This is a genomic window from Amycolatopsis cihanbeyliensis, assembly GCF_006715045.1.
Classification (GTDB): domain Bacteria; phylum Actinomycetota; class Actinomycetes; order Mycobacteriales; family Pseudonocardiaceae; genus Amycolatopsis; species Amycolatopsis cihanbeyliensis.
On record NZ_VFML01000001.1, the window covers coordinates 4093287 to 4106013 of the forward strand.

Below are 12727 nucleotides of genomic sequence, written 5' to 3' on the forward strand. Positions count from 1 at the left end.
TCAGCGAGTGGAGCTGAGGGTGGCGAGGAAGGCCGACCAGGCGGTGGGGCTCAGGGCGAGGGGGGCGCCTGCGGGGTTCTTGGAGTCCCGTACGCCGACGACCCGGCCGGAGGTCGCGACCTCGACGCAGTTCTGCCCGGCTGTGCTGTAGCTGCTCCTGCGCCAGCCGGTGAAGTGGTGCTCCGCCGAGATCATCGTGCGCCTCCTCGTTGTCTGGCTAGAAGCCCACGGGTGCCTCCGTGGTCAGCTCGTGCAGCACCTTGCCGATCAGCCGCGCCGATCGGCCGGTGTCCAGGCCCGCCTGCATCAGCGTGTCGAAGGACTCGCGGTACCGCCGGGTTTCCGCGGCCTCCTCCAGGAACAGGCCACCCGTCTGATTCTCCAGGTATACGACATCGGGGTCCAGCTCCCGGTTGGCGAAGCGGGCCAGCACGAACGGGCCGGTCATCGCCGGATGCTCCCCGGCGGCGAACGGCAGCACCTGCAAGCTGACATGCGACCGGTGGGCCAGCTCCAGCAGGTGCCGCAGCTGCTCGCGCATCACCTCCACCCCGCCGGTCACCCTGCGGATCACCGCCTCGTTCAGCACCACCCACAGCCGGAGCTCGCCACCGAGCAGCCTGCCCTGGCGGGCCATGCGCGCGCCGGTGTAGCGCTGAACCTCGATCTGGTGGTCCGGGCGGGTGGCGTTGTTGATGGCGTTGGCGTAGCCCTCGGTCTGCAGCAGGCCGGGAACGACCTCGCCTTCGTAGGTGCGGATCTCCACGGCCTCGTTCTCCAGCGCGAGATAGCTGGCGAACTTGGTCGTCAACGCGTCCTGGTACTTGTGCCAGACGCCGCGTTGCCTGCCCTCCCTTGCCAGGGCCAGCAGTGGTTCGGCCTCGTCCTCGGGCACGTCGAGCAGGTCCAGGACCGCCTTCAGCTCCAGGGTGCGGATGCCGACCCGGCCCGCCTCGATCTTGGAGATCTTGGCCTGGGAGCAGTCCAGCGTCTCGGCCACCTCGGTATGCGTGCGCCCGGCGTGTTCACGCAGCCTGCGCAGTTCGTGCCCGAGCCTGCGGCGGCGCAGGGTGCTGCCCTGTGCGGTGCTCACGATGAATCCCTCCGAATGTGCTTGCCGTCACAAGGCCCATCGGCGAGGGCGGGACCGGGGCTGAGCGAAACATCCGAGGTTCACCCGATAGTACTCATATTCCTTTGGAATATTCTCTTGGTTGCCATGTGGCTCAGCAGCGCTGGGCAGCGCGGGCCGGGCGGTGCATACTGGGGTTGCCCATGCGAGTACGGTTCCGCGTCGCGATCGCCGCGTTGCTGCTGCTCGTGCCCGCATGCTCGGCGGGGTCCACGGCTACCGTCGGCGGCGGGGAGTCCACCCTCGCCGTCGGGTTCAGCGCCGAGCCGAAGAACTTCGACTTCACCACCACCGACGGCGCCGCGATCCCGCAGGCCCTGCTCTACAACGTCTACGAGGGCCTGGTGAAACTGGACGGCTCGGGCCGGATCGTGCCCCTGCTGGCGAAGTCCTGGACGATCAGCCCCGACCGGCTCACCTACGACTTCCGGCTGCACGAGGGTGTCACCTTCGCGGGCGGTGCGCCGTTCACCGCCGAGGACGTGAAGTTCTCCATCGAGCGGGTGCAGACGGAGTGGACGGTCTCGCTGAAGTCCGCGATGGACGTGGTCGACCACGTGGAGGTCGTCGAGCCGACACACGCCAGGGTGGTGCTGACCCGGCCGAGCAACTCCTGGCTGTTCAGCATGGCCGGCCGGGTCGGCGCGATGTTCAGCCGCACCGGGGTGTCCGACCTGGCCAACAAACCGGTGGGCACCGGGCCGTACCTGGTGGCGGGCCGGCGCAGGGGCGAGGAGATCGTGCTCCGCGAGAACCCCGGCTACCGGGGCGAGAAACCCGCGTACGACACCGTGCACCTGAAGTACTACCCGGACCCGACCGCGCTGAACAACGCGTTGCTGAGCAACGGGATCGACGTCATCTCCGCGATCGCGGCGCCGGACTCGATCCCGCAGTTCGAGGCGGACGAGCGGTTCGACGTCAGCCAGGGCACCACCAACGGCGAGGTCGTGCTGGCCTTCAACAACGCCCGGCCACCGCTGGACGACGTCCGGGTGCGCCGGGCGCTGACCATGGCCATCGATCGCGAGGCGCTGCTGGCCACCGCGATGGCCGGCCGCGGCACCCTGATCGGCAGCATGGTCCCGCCGACCGATCCCTGGTACGAGGACCTCTCCGGGTTCCACCCGCACGATCCGGAGCGGGCGCGCGCCCTGCTCGCCGAGGCCGGGGCCACCGACCTGAACCTGCGGCTGCGGATCCCGAACCTGCCGTACGCGATGTCCTCGGCCCAGGTGGTCACCTCGCAACTGGCCGAGGTGGGTGTGCGGGTCACCATCGAGCCGCTGGACTTCCCCGCGGTATGGCTGCAGCGGGTGTTCACCGACCACGACTACGACCTTTCGATCATCCAGCACGTCGAGGCGCGGGACATCACCACCTTCGGCGATCCGGACTACTACTGGGGCTACGACAACCCACGGGTGCGGGAGTTGCTGACCGAGGCCGACACCGGCACCCCGGAGCAACGGATCGCGCGGATGCGTGAGGTGGCGCGCACCATCACCGCGGACGCCGCCGCCTGCTGGCTGTTCCTCTTCCCGAACGTGGTGGCCGCCAAGAAGGAGGTCACCGGGCTGGTGCGCAACCAGGTCAGCGAGTCCTTCGACCTCACGGGGTTGGGGAGCGCGGGATGATCGCGGCGGTACTGCGGCGCGCCGCGATCTTCGCGGGCAGCGTGCTCGCCGCCTCGATCGTGATCTTCCTGTGCATGGCGGTGCTGCCCGGCGACCCGGCACAGGTGGCCCTCGGGGTGAACGCCACCCCCGAGCTGGTGCAGCAGACCAGGCAGGACTTCGGCCTGGACCGCCCGCTGGTCACCCGGTACCTGGACTGGATGGGCGGGTTGGTCGGCGGCGACTTCGGGCGCTCCTACGTCACCAGGCAGCCGATCGGCCCGCAGCTCGCCGACCGGCTCGGCGTGACCCTGTGGCTGGTCGGCGGCGGGATGCTGGTGGCGCTGCTGCTCGCCCTTCCGCTCGGGATCCTCGCCGCGGTACGGCACCGCAGGCCCAGCGGGGCGGTGGTGACCGGGCTGGCCCAGCTCGGCGTCGCGGTGCCCGCGTTCCTTGCCGGGATCGTGCTGGTGCAGGTGTTCGCCGTGCGACTGGGCTGGCTGCCCTCCGGCGGGTGGACCCCGCCGGTACGCGACCCGGTGGAGTGGCTGCGCGGCCTGGTGCTGCCGGTGATCTCGCTCGGCCTGGTGCAGGGCGCCGTGCTCACCCGGTACGTGCGCTCCGCGGTGCTGGACGTGCTCGGCGAGGACTACCTGCGCACCGCGCGGGCCAAAGGGCTGCGGCCGGGGCAGGCCCTGGTCCGGCACGGCCTGCGCAACGCCGCCGTGCCGGTGGTCACCGTGCTCGGGCTGCAACTGGCCACCCTGCTGGTCGGCGCGGTGGTGGTGGAACGGGTGTTCGTGCTGCCGGGGCTGGGCAGCATGCTGCTGGACGCGGTCTCCGCCCGCGACCTGCTCGCCGTGCAGGGCATCGTGCTCGTCCTCGTGGTGGGCGTGCTGCTGGTCAACTTCGCCGTGGACCTGCTGTACACCGTGCTCGACCCACGCCTGCGGAGGTCCTGATGCCACGTACCCTCGTCGCGGGCGCCTGCCTGATCGGCCTGGTCGTCCTGGCCGCGCTGGTGTCCTTCCTGTGGACCCCGCACGACCCCGAGCACGTGGACGCCACCGTCCGGCTGCTGGGGCCGACCGGGGAGCACCCGCTGGGTACCGACAAGTTCGGCCGGGACATCGCCAGCCAGCTCATGGTCGGCGCACGCACCACGCTCTACGTCGGCGTCGTCGCCGTCGGCGTGGCCGCGCTGCTCGGCACCCCGCTGGGCATCCTGGCCGGGATGTCCGACAACTGGCTGGGCGAGCTGGTCATGCGGGTGAACGACCTGGTGCTGGCGTTTCCCGCGCTGCTGCTGGCGATCATGCTCGGCGCGGTGTACGGCGCGTCCACGCTGACCGCGATGATCGCGATCGGCATCGCCACCGTGCCCTCCTTCGCGCGGATCGCCCGCTCCGGCACCCTGCGCGTGATGAGCACCGAGTACGTGCTCGCCGCGCGGGCCGCCGGCCGTTCCCGGTGGTGGATCGCGGTGCGGCACGTGTTCCCGAACATCTCCGGGTTGCTGCTGGTGCAGACCTCGGTGTCCTTCGCGATCGCCGTGCTCGCCGAGGCGGCCCTGTCCTTCCTCGGCTTCGGCACCCGGCCACCCACGCCCTCCTGGGGCCGGATGTTGCAGGAGTCGCAGGAACTGCTCGCCGTGGACGCCCGGCTGGCACTGGTGCCGGGGGCGGCCATCGCGCTCGCCGTGCTCGGGTTCAACCTGCTCGGCGACGGCCTGCGGGACCGTTTCGACCCCAGGCTGGAGGCACGCCGATGACCCTGCGGGTGACGGAGCTGAGCGTTCGCTCGGGTACGCGGGTACTGGTCGAGGACGTGTCCTTCACGGTCGAACCGGGCGAGCGGGTCGGGTTGATCGGGGAGTCCGGTTCGGGCAAGTCACTGACCGCCGCGGCGATCATGGGTCTGCTCCCACCCGGGCTCACCGCCACCGGTAGCGCGCGACTGGCCGACCGGGAACTGCTCGGCGCGGGGGAGCGCACCCTGTCCGGGCTGCGCGGCCGGTCGATGGCGATGGTGTTCCAGGAACCGATGTCCGCGCTCAACCCGGCGATGCGGGTGGGCCGCCAGGTCGCCGAGGTCATGCTGCTGCACCACACCCGACCGAACCGGCGCGCGGCCCGGCTGGCCGCGGTGGACCTGCTGGACCGGGTGCGGTTGCCCGACCCGGAACGCATCGCGCGGGCCTACCCGCACCAGCTTTCCGGCGGGCAGCGGCAACGGGTGGTGCTGGCCATCGCGCTCGCCAACGACCCCGCGCTGCTGATCTGCGACGAGCCGACCACCGCACTGGACGTCACGGTGCAGGCGCGGATCCTGGAGCTGATCCTGGCCGGAACCCGGGACCGGGAGAGCTCCCTGCTGTTCATCACGCACGATCTTGCCGTGGTGGCCGGCGTCTGCGAGCGGGTGCTGGTGCTGTACCAGGGCAGGCTCGTCGAGCAGGGCAGCACCAGCCGGGTGCTGCGCACCCCGGAACACGAGTACACCCAGCGGTTGCTCGCGGCGTCCAGCCTGGAGGTCGGATGATCGAGGTACGTGACCTGCGGCGCGAGTACCGGCGCGGGTTCGCCCGTGCGGGGGTCACCGCGCTACGCGGGGTGAGCCTGGACATCGAGCGGGGCAGCCGGTTCGGCATCGTCGGCGAGTCCGGTTCCGGAAAGTCCACATTGGTCCGGCTGCTCGCCGGGCTGGACCGGCCGAGCGCGGGCACGGTCACCTTCGGCGGCAGGCGGATCGACAACCTGCCCGAACGCGCCCTCGGCTTCCTGCGCTCCGAACTACAGCTCGTGTTCCAGGACCCGATGGGTTCCCTCGACCCGCGGATGCGGGTGCGGGACATCATCGGCGAACCGCTCGGCAGGCGCCGCGGGCACCGGGAACGGGTGCGCGAGCTGCTGGCCGCCGTCGACCTGCCCGCCGACGCGGGCGAGCGGTACCCGCACCAGTTCTCCGGCGGGCAGCGGCAACGGATCTCGATCGCCCGCGCGCTCGCTCCACGACCCTCGGTCCTGATCGCGGACGAGCCGGTCAGCGCACTGGACGTGCTGGTGCGGGCGCAGATCCTCGAGCTGCTGACCGAGCTGGTCGAGCGGTACCGGCTCACCCTGATCTTCGTCTCACACGACCTGGCCGTGGTGCGCAAGGTGTGCGAGACGGTCGCCGTGCTGCGGGCCGGTGAGCTGGTCGAGCTCGGCCAGGTCGAGCAGGTCTACGGCGCGCCTGCCCATCCCTACACCCGCGAACTGCTCTCGGCCGCGCCCAGCCTGCGGCGCGCGCTGGCTCGGTTGGAGGAACGGTGAGCATGTTCGAACCGCCCTACCCGGACGGCCTGCCGATCGGTGCCGGCTGGGCGCCCGCCGCGGAGGCCGCCGCGGTGACCTTTCCCTACGACGGGGGCGTGGTCGCCACCGCGCCGGTGGGCACGACCGAGCACGTCCGCCGTGCCGTGCGCGCGGCGACCGAGGTGCGTGCCGAGGTGGCGGCGCTGCCCTCGCACCTGCGGCGGGCGGTGCTCACCGCGGTGGGCGCCGCGCTGGAGTCCCGGCGGGCGGAGTTCGAGCGGCTGCTGGTGCTGGAGACCGGTAAGCCGCTGGTGGACTGCCGGGTCGAGGTCGCCCGCACCCTGGTCACCTGGCAGGCCGCCGCCGAGGAGGTGGCCCGGCTGCACGGCGAGACCGTGCCGCTGGACCTGCTGCCCTCCGGCGAGGGCCTGCTCGGGTTCTGGACCCGCAGGCCGGTCGGAGTGGTGGCCGGGATCGCCGGGTTCAACTACCCGCTGCTGCTCGCCTCGCACAAGATCGCCCCCGCGATCGCGGCCGGCTGCCCGGTGATCGGCAAACCGGCCCCGGCCACCCCGCTGGCCACCCTGTGGCTGGTGCACCTCGTTCGGTCGGCCGCGGAGCGCGCGGGCGTCCCGCAAGCGCTTGCGCAGCTCGTGACCGGGGACGCCGAGGTGGGTGCCGCACTGGTCGGCGACCCCGGGGTGGCCGCGGTGTCGTTCACCGGTTCGGCAGGCGTCGGGCACCGCATCGCCCGCGCCGCCGCGCCGCGCAAGACCCTGCTCGAGCTCGGCTCGAACGCCGCGCTGGTCGTCGCGCCGGACGCCGACCTGGATGCCGCGGTGGACGCCGTGCTACGCGGCGGTTTCTACGCCTCCGGCCAGGCCTGCATCTCGGTCCAGCGGGTGCTGCTCACCGCGGAGGTCGCGGCCGAGTTCACCGCGCGGCTGCTGGCAAGGCTGGACGAACTGGCCGTCGGTGACCCGCGGTCGGAGGGCACCCGGGTGTCCGCGCTGATCGACCGGGACTCCACCGAGCGGGTGCTGGCCTGGATCGAGGCGGCGGTCGCCGCCGGGGCGCGGGTGCTCGCCGGCGGCGACCTCGCGGGTGGGGTGCTGCGGCCGACCGTGCTCACGGATGTCCCGGACGGCGCCGACTGCTGGGACGAGGAGGCGTTCGGCCCGGTGGTGTGCCTGCGCACCGTGCCGGATGTGGACACCGCGCTGGCGCAGGTGAACGCATCCCGGTACGGGTTGCACGCCGGCGTGTTCACCGGGTCGCTACGCACCGCGCTGCGGGCGGTGGAAACCCTGGAGGTCGGCGGGGTAGTGGTGAACGAGGTGCCCGGATTCCGCTCGGACACCATGCCCTACGGCGGGGTGAAGGACTCCGGCATCGGCAGGGAGGGTCCACGGTTCGCCGTGGAGGAGCTGACCGTGACCAGGATGGCGGTGATCCGGCCATGAGCTACACCGAGAACTACACCGAGCTGTTCCGGTTGGACGGCAGGCGGGCCGTGGTGCTGGGCGCGGGCAGCGGGATCGGCAGGGAGTCGGCGCGGGCACTGGCCGCGCACGGGGCCTGGGTGGTCTGCGCCGACCGGGACCTCGCGGGGGCGACCGAGACCGCGGAGCTTGCCGGCGAGCGTGCCGAGGCCTACCGGCTGGACCTGCTGGATTCCGCCGCGGTCGAGCGGGCCGCCGCCGAGCTGGGGGAGCTGGACATCGTGGTGCTCACCGCCGCGATGAACGTGCGCAAGCGTTTGCTGGACTACCGGCGGGAGGAGTTCGACCGGGTGGTCGCGCTGAACCTCGGTGCCACCTTCGAGGTGGTGCGGGCGTTCGGGGCGCGGCTGGTCGGCAGGGGCGGTGGCAGCATCATCGCGTTCTCCTCGATCCGGGGCAGCACCGTGGAACCCGGGCAGGGGGTGTACGCGGCCACCAAGGCGGGACTGGTGCAGCTACTGCGTACCGCGGCCGCCGAGTTCGGCCCGGCGGGGGTACGGGTGAACGCGATCGCACCCGGGGTGGTGGAGACCCCGCTGACCGAGCCGATCAAGGCCGACCCGGACTGGTACCGGGCCTACGCGAGCAAGAGCGCGTTGGGCAGGTGGGCGCGGCCGGCCGAGCTGGCGGGCGCGGTGGTCTACCTGGCCTCGGACGCGGCCAGCTTCGTCACCGGCGCCGTGCTGCCGGTGGACGGCGGCTGGACGGCGGTGGACGGACGCTACGACCCGCCAGCAGGGTAGGAGGGTCATTCAGAACGACGCGACCGTGGGCAAGGCCGAGGTCCGGTGGAAGGAGTGGTGGTGAGCGACCTGATCGAGCTGAGCGCGACCGAACTGATCCAGGGCTACCGCGGCGGGACGCTGTCGCCGGTGGAGGTCACCGGGGCGGCCATCGCCAGGATCGAGGAGCTGGAGCCGACCCTGTGCGCGCTGTACGCCTCCGATCCGGAGGGCGCGCTGGACGCGGCCAAGGCCTCGGCGCGGCGCTGGCTGGCGGGCAGGCCGCTCGGCCCGGTGGACGGGGTGCCGTGCACGCTCAAGGAGAACATCGCCACCGAGGGGACCCCGATCCCGCTCGGCACGGCCGCGACCGAGCTGGTCCCCGCCCCGGCCGACGGGCCGGCCGCCGCGCGGCTGCGCGAATCCGGCGCGGTGCTGCTCGGTAAGACCACCATGCCCGACTACGGGATGCTGACCTCGGGCCTTTCCAGCTTCCACCCCGCCGCCCGCAACCCGTGGGACACCACACTCACCCCCGGCGGGTCCAGCGCGGGCGCGGCGGCGGCCTGCGCCGCCCGGTACGCGCCGCTGCACGTCGGCACCGATATCGGCGGCTCGATCCGGTTGCCGGCAGGCTGGTGCGGGTCGGTCGGCCTGAAGCCGAGCTTCGGCCGGGTGCCGGTCGACCCGCCCTACCCCGGCCGGGTCGCCGGCCCGCTGACCAGGACCGCCGCCGACGCCGGGCTGCTGATGAGCGTGCTGTCCGGGCCCGATTCCCGGGACCACCTGAGCCTGCCGCCCGCCGAGCTGGACTTCGCCACCGTCCCGGCCGAGGTCGCCGGGCTGCGTATCGGCTTGCAGCTCGACGCCGGGACCGGGCTCCCGGTGGCGCCCGAGGTACACGCGGCGGTGCGCGCGGCGGCCACCGCCTTCGAGCGGGCGGGTGCCGTGGTCGAACCGGTCGAGCCGTTCCTCACCAGGCAGATGCTGGACGGGCTCGACCTGTTCTGGCGCACCCGGTTCCTCTCCGACACCGCCGCGCTGCCGCCGCGGCGGTGGGAGCGGATCCTGCCGTACATCGCCGACTGGGTGCGCGGCGCCGGTGGCGCCTCCGGGATCGAGGTGTACCGCGGTTTCGCCCAGATCGACGCGATCAGCGTCGCCACCCTGCGGGCCTGCGCCCCGTTCGACGCGGTGCTCTCCCCGGTGTGCCCGGTGCAGGCGCCGCCGGCGGACTGGGCGTCGCCGACGAACGACCCGGACGCGCCGTTCGAGCACATCGCGTTCACCGTGCCGCCCAACATGTCCGGCCAGCCCTCGGTGTCGGTGAACTGCGGCTATACCGCGGGTGGGCAGCCGATCGGGCTGCAGATCACCGGCCGCCGGTTCGACGACCCCGGGGTGCTCAGGGTGGCCGCCGCCTACGAGCGGTTACGCCCCGCTCAGCGCCCCTGGCCGCGCTAGCAGGTGCCGCCCGAAGTACGGCCACGCCACCGCGGTCACCACCGCCATCAACACCGCCGAAAGCCAGAACGGCGCCGTGACGTCGAAGGCGCTCACCAGCGGGCCGCTGACCAGGCTGCCCAGCGCCGCGCCACCCACCGCGAACAGCAGGTACACGCTGTTCACCCGGCCGCGCAGGTGCTCGGGGACCACCCGCTGCCGCCAGGTGGTGGCGACCACGCCCCAGATCGCGCCGTGCATCCCGAACAGCACCAGGGTCGCCACCGCCAGCCACGGCGTCTCGGCCAGCGCCAGCAGCACATGCGTGCCCGTCTCCACGATCAGGCCGGTGCGGAGCAGCACCGAGTCGGTGAACCGGTGCCGCAGCCTGCTCGCGATCCCGGCACCGATCAGCCCGCCGACGGCCATCGCGCTGAGCAGCAGGCCGAACCCGATCTCGGCGAGGCCGAGCCGTTCGCGGGCGTAGAGCACCAGGATGGCGAACGCGGCCAGCAGGGTCACGTTCATCGCGCAGATGGACAGCGCCAGCATCCGCACCACCTGGTTGTGCCACAGCCAGCGCAGCCCCTCGCCGATCTCGGCGCGCAGTGGCCGCCGTTCCACCGGTCCGGTCCGCCCACCACCCCGGATCGTGCTGACCAACAGCGCCGCCACCACGAACCCGGCGGCGTTCACCCCGAACGGCAGCGCCGTCCCGAGCGCGAACAGCGCGGCCCCCAGCGGCGGCGCGGCCAGCTCGTCGGCCACCTGCTGGGTCGCGATCAGCCGGGCGTTGGCCCGTGGCAGCGCCTCCGCGCCGACGATGCTCGGCAGCAGTGCGCCGGAAGCGTTGTCCGCCAGCGTCTCCGCCGTCCCGACCAGGAAGAACGCCAGGTACACCACGGCGATCGTGGCCACGCCCGACCAGACGGCGATGGCCAGCCCGCCGATCACCACGCCACGCAGCAGGTCGACCACGGCGATCAGCTTGCGCCGGTCCAGCCGATCCACGTACACGCCGCTGATCAGCGAGAACAGCAGCCAGGGAAGCTGCTGCACGAACACCGTGCCGGCGATCAGCGTCGGGTTGCCGGTGAGCGATATCGCCAGCAGCGGCCCGGCCGCCATCGCGACCCCGTCGGCGATGTTGGTGGCCAGGTTCGCCGCCCACAGCTTGCCGAAGTCGGAACCCAGCCGCGGCGACCGCCCCCTGCTCCCCATCACCGCGAAACGTTAGCCACCGGCCTCCCGACTCCCCAACTCCTTTTCCTTCAGAGCATTTCGGCGGGCGCGCTGATCAGACGGGTCAGCCAGGCATCGAAGTGCGGGCATCGCGTACGTAGGTCGTCGATACCGAGCTCGGCGATGGCCAGCGGACCGTCGTTGACCAGCTCAGAACCTCCCGCCGCATCGACGTCTCGGCACAATATGGCGGCGAGTTTCGGGTCGTTCCCGCAGGACCCCAGCTCCTCGGCGGCGGCGAACACCCACGTTTCGAGTTCGTGTAGTACCAGGTTCGGCAGAAAACGCGGATCCTTGACCGAGGTGCGCAGAGCCGCCTCCACATGCAGGACGCGGTCATGCGGTGGGCCCGCGGGCCGCGTTCGCATGCCCGGGCTGTCCGCGGGAAACGCGTAGTAGTCGAGGACGGTCGTCAGTACGTCGATGCTGCTGTCCCGCAGCAGCAGTCTGAGGTCCAGCTCCAGTTTGGCCCATCGAGTGACCCCGCCCTTGTGCGTCGACCCACCGGCAGGGCGTTTCGTCTTGGCCAGGGAATGACTCGTCCACCAGCCATAGTTCGCCAGGTACGGCGAGATGACCTGGTTGACGACGATCTCCTCGGTCTGCCCCTCGACGAGGACATGCAGGCGGCGAGGTCGATCAGCCATGTGCGGTGCTGCCTCGATCACCGGGCCGGCCGCCAATCAGGTTCTTCTCCCACAGCTCGCCGAGCGAGTGCTCCTCCAGCCATGCGGCCAGGTGGTCGGCCGGCGGACGCGTGAACGTGGATGTACCGCCTTCCCGCTCGACCACGATGAGATCTCCGATCTCGAACTGGTTCATCAGCGTGACCGACTGGGTCGCGATCAGTACCTGGCTCCGTGCGGCCGCCTGCCTGAGTAAGCCCGCGAGCTGCACGATAGCGAACGGATGCAGCCCCAGCTCGGGTTCGTCCAGCACGACGAGCGCGGGCAGTTCGGGCTGCAACAGCAGGGCCGCCAGGCAGAGAAACCGCAGCGTACCGTCGGACATCTGGTTGGCCGAGAACAGCGCATCGGAGTCGTGCTGCCACCACCGGAGCCGGACGCGGTCGTTGCCTTCCGGGCGCAACACGAAGTCCCGGAAGAACGGCGCGACCTGCCGGACCGCGTTCACGATGCGAGCATAGGCGGCGCGGTTCTCGTCCCGTTCGCTTTCGCTCAGGCTGAGCAGCACGGCCGCCAGGTTGCCCGCGTCATGACGCAAGGCGAGGTTGTCCGCCGTCGGGACCAGTTGCTTGACCGGCGCGTCGCCGCTTGTGTCGTGGAAGTGGTAGACGCGGCAACCGTTCAGCAGACCGACAACGTGTGCGGCGATTCGCCCGGGTTTGCGTTCGGCCTCCTCGCGCAGCCGGGTCTCGCTGTCCCCTGCCGAGAGATTCCCGGTACGGCTGTTCGTGACCCGGCCCGTGGAAGGAGACGCTTTCGTCCTCGAAGATGAGTTCGTCATTCGCGGCCGGGATCAGGTTCGCCTCGTATGCGTTCGGCGGCGCGTCCAGGCGGAGCCGGATGCGTGAGGACCCCTCGGTGCTGTTCACCAGTGCCGATGCGCCGCCGTGCAGGTTGACGAACAGGTTGAGCGCACCGGCCGCGATTCGGCCGAGTAGGCCGAAAGTCCGGACAAAGTTGCTCTTCCCAGCGCCGTTGGCGCCCACCAGCACGTTCAACCGACCCAGATCGACCGTGGCGGAACGGATCGAGGTGAACCCCTCGATCGTGATCGAGTCCAGTGTGCGGCTGATCATGCGTTCACTGTA

14 protein-coding genes are annotated in these 12727 nt (G+C 71.5%); 8 read left to right on the forward strand and 6 right to left on the reverse strand.

What is annotated here, in order from left to right; all coding sequences use genetic code 11:
• Positions 1 to 195, reverse strand: a complete 195-nt coding sequence (locus tag FB471_RS18575; RefSeq protein ID WP_141999715.1) for a DUF397 domain-containing protein — start codon at positions 193 to 195, stop codon at positions 1 to 3.
• A gap of 22 nt (positions 196 to 217) precedes the next feature.
• On the reverse strand, positions 218 to 1093 hold the full coding sequence (locus FB471_RS18580; RefSeq protein WP_170220853.1) for a helix-turn-helix domain-containing protein: 876 nt from the start codon (positions 1091 to 1093) through the stop codon (positions 218 to 220).
• A gap of 182 nt (positions 1094 to 1275) precedes the next feature.
• Between FB471_RS18580 and FB471_RS18585 the strand changes: the two genes are divergently transcribed.
• From FB471_RS18585 to FB471_RS18620, 8 genes are read left to right on the forward strand one after another with little or no spacing between them, the layout of a single operon-like run.
• A complete protein-coding gene (locus FB471_RS18585) occupies positions 1276 to 2769 on the forward strand; it encodes an ABC transporter substrate-binding protein (RefSeq protein WP_141999717.1) in 1494 nt (497 codons plus the stop codon).
• Entirely contained in the window at positions 2766 to 3710 is a 945-nt protein-coding gene (locus tag FB471_RS18590) for an ABC transporter permease (RefSeq protein WP_141999718.1), read from the forward strand. The genes FB471_RS18585 and FB471_RS18590 overlap by 4 nt, the downstream gene beginning before the upstream one ends.
• Positions 3710 to 4519, forward strand: coding sequence for an ABC transporter permease (locus FB471_RS18595; protein ID WP_141999719.1), 810 nt, complete (start codon positions 3710 to 3712; stop codon positions 4517 to 4519). The genes FB471_RS18590 and FB471_RS18595 overlap by 1 nt, the downstream gene beginning before the upstream one ends.
• Positions 4516 to 5289, forward strand: coding sequence for an ATP-binding cassette domain-containing protein (locus FB471_RS18600; protein WP_141999720.1), 774 nt, complete (start codon positions 4516 to 4518; stop codon positions 5287 to 5289). The genes FB471_RS18595 and FB471_RS18600 overlap by 4 nt, the downstream gene beginning before the upstream one ends.
• Complete coding sequence (locus FB471_RS18605; RefSeq protein ID WP_141999721.1) at positions 5286 to 6062, forward strand: ABC transporter ATP-binding protein; 777 nt, start codon at positions 5286 to 5288, stop codon at positions 6060 to 6062. The genes FB471_RS18600 and FB471_RS18605 overlap by 4 nt, the downstream gene beginning before the upstream one ends.
• A 2-nt stretch (positions 6063 to 6064) precedes the next feature.
• Positions 6065 to 7507 (forward strand): aldehyde dehydrogenase family protein, encoded by a 1443-nt coding sequence (locus FB471_RS18610; RefSeq protein WP_142002118.1) that lies wholly within the window; start codon positions 6065 to 6067, stop codon positions 7505 to 7507.
• The gene (locus FB471_RS18615) at positions 7504 to 8289 is read left to right on the forward strand and encodes an SDR family NAD(P)-dependent oxidoreductase (protein ID WP_141999722.1); all 786 of its coding nucleotides are present in this window, start codon (positions 7504 to 7506) and stop codon (positions 8287 to 8289) included. The genes FB471_RS18610 and FB471_RS18615 overlap by 4 nt, the downstream gene beginning before the upstream one ends.
• 60 nt (positions 8290 to 8349) lie before the next feature.
• Positions 8350 to 9732 carry an amidase gene (locus tag FB471_RS18620; protein ID WP_141999723.1) on the forward strand — a complete coding sequence of 461 codons (1383 nt, stop codon included), beginning with the start codon at positions 8350 to 8352 and terminating at the stop codon, positions 9730 to 9732.
• Here FB471_RS18620 and FB471_RS18625 read toward each other — a convergent pair.
• Genes FB471_RS18625 through FB471_RS35200 form a run of 4 tightly spaced genes read right to left on the reverse strand, consistent with a single transcriptional unit; the run spans position 9700 to position 12715 of the window.
• Entirely contained in the window at positions 9700 to 10932 is a 1233-nt protein-coding gene (locus FB471_RS18625) for an MFS transporter (protein ID WP_142002120.1), read from the reverse strand. The genes FB471_RS18620 and FB471_RS18625 overlap by 33 nt on opposite strands.
• A 50-nt stretch (positions 10933 to 10982) precedes the next feature.
• Positions 10983 to 11600 (reverse strand): DUF4276 family protein, encoded by a 618-nt coding sequence (locus FB471_RS18630; RefSeq protein WP_142002122.1) that lies wholly within the window; start codon positions 11598 to 11600, stop codon positions 10983 to 10985.
• On the reverse strand, positions 11593 to 12147 hold the full coding sequence (locus tag FB471_RS35195; RefSeq protein ID WP_246076466.1) for an AAA family ATPase: 555 nt from the start codon (positions 12145 to 12147) through the stop codon (positions 11593 to 11595). Before FB471_RS35195 ends, FB471_RS18630 begins: the two co-directional genes overlap by 8 nt.
• A gap of 19 nt (positions 12148 to 12166) precedes the next feature.
• A complete protein-coding gene (locus FB471_RS35200) occupies positions 12167 to 12715 on the reverse strand; it encodes an AAA family ATPase (RefSeq protein ID WP_246076467.1) in 549 nt (182 codons plus the stop codon).
• Between the last annotated feature and the right edge of the window lie 12 nt (positions 12716 to 12727).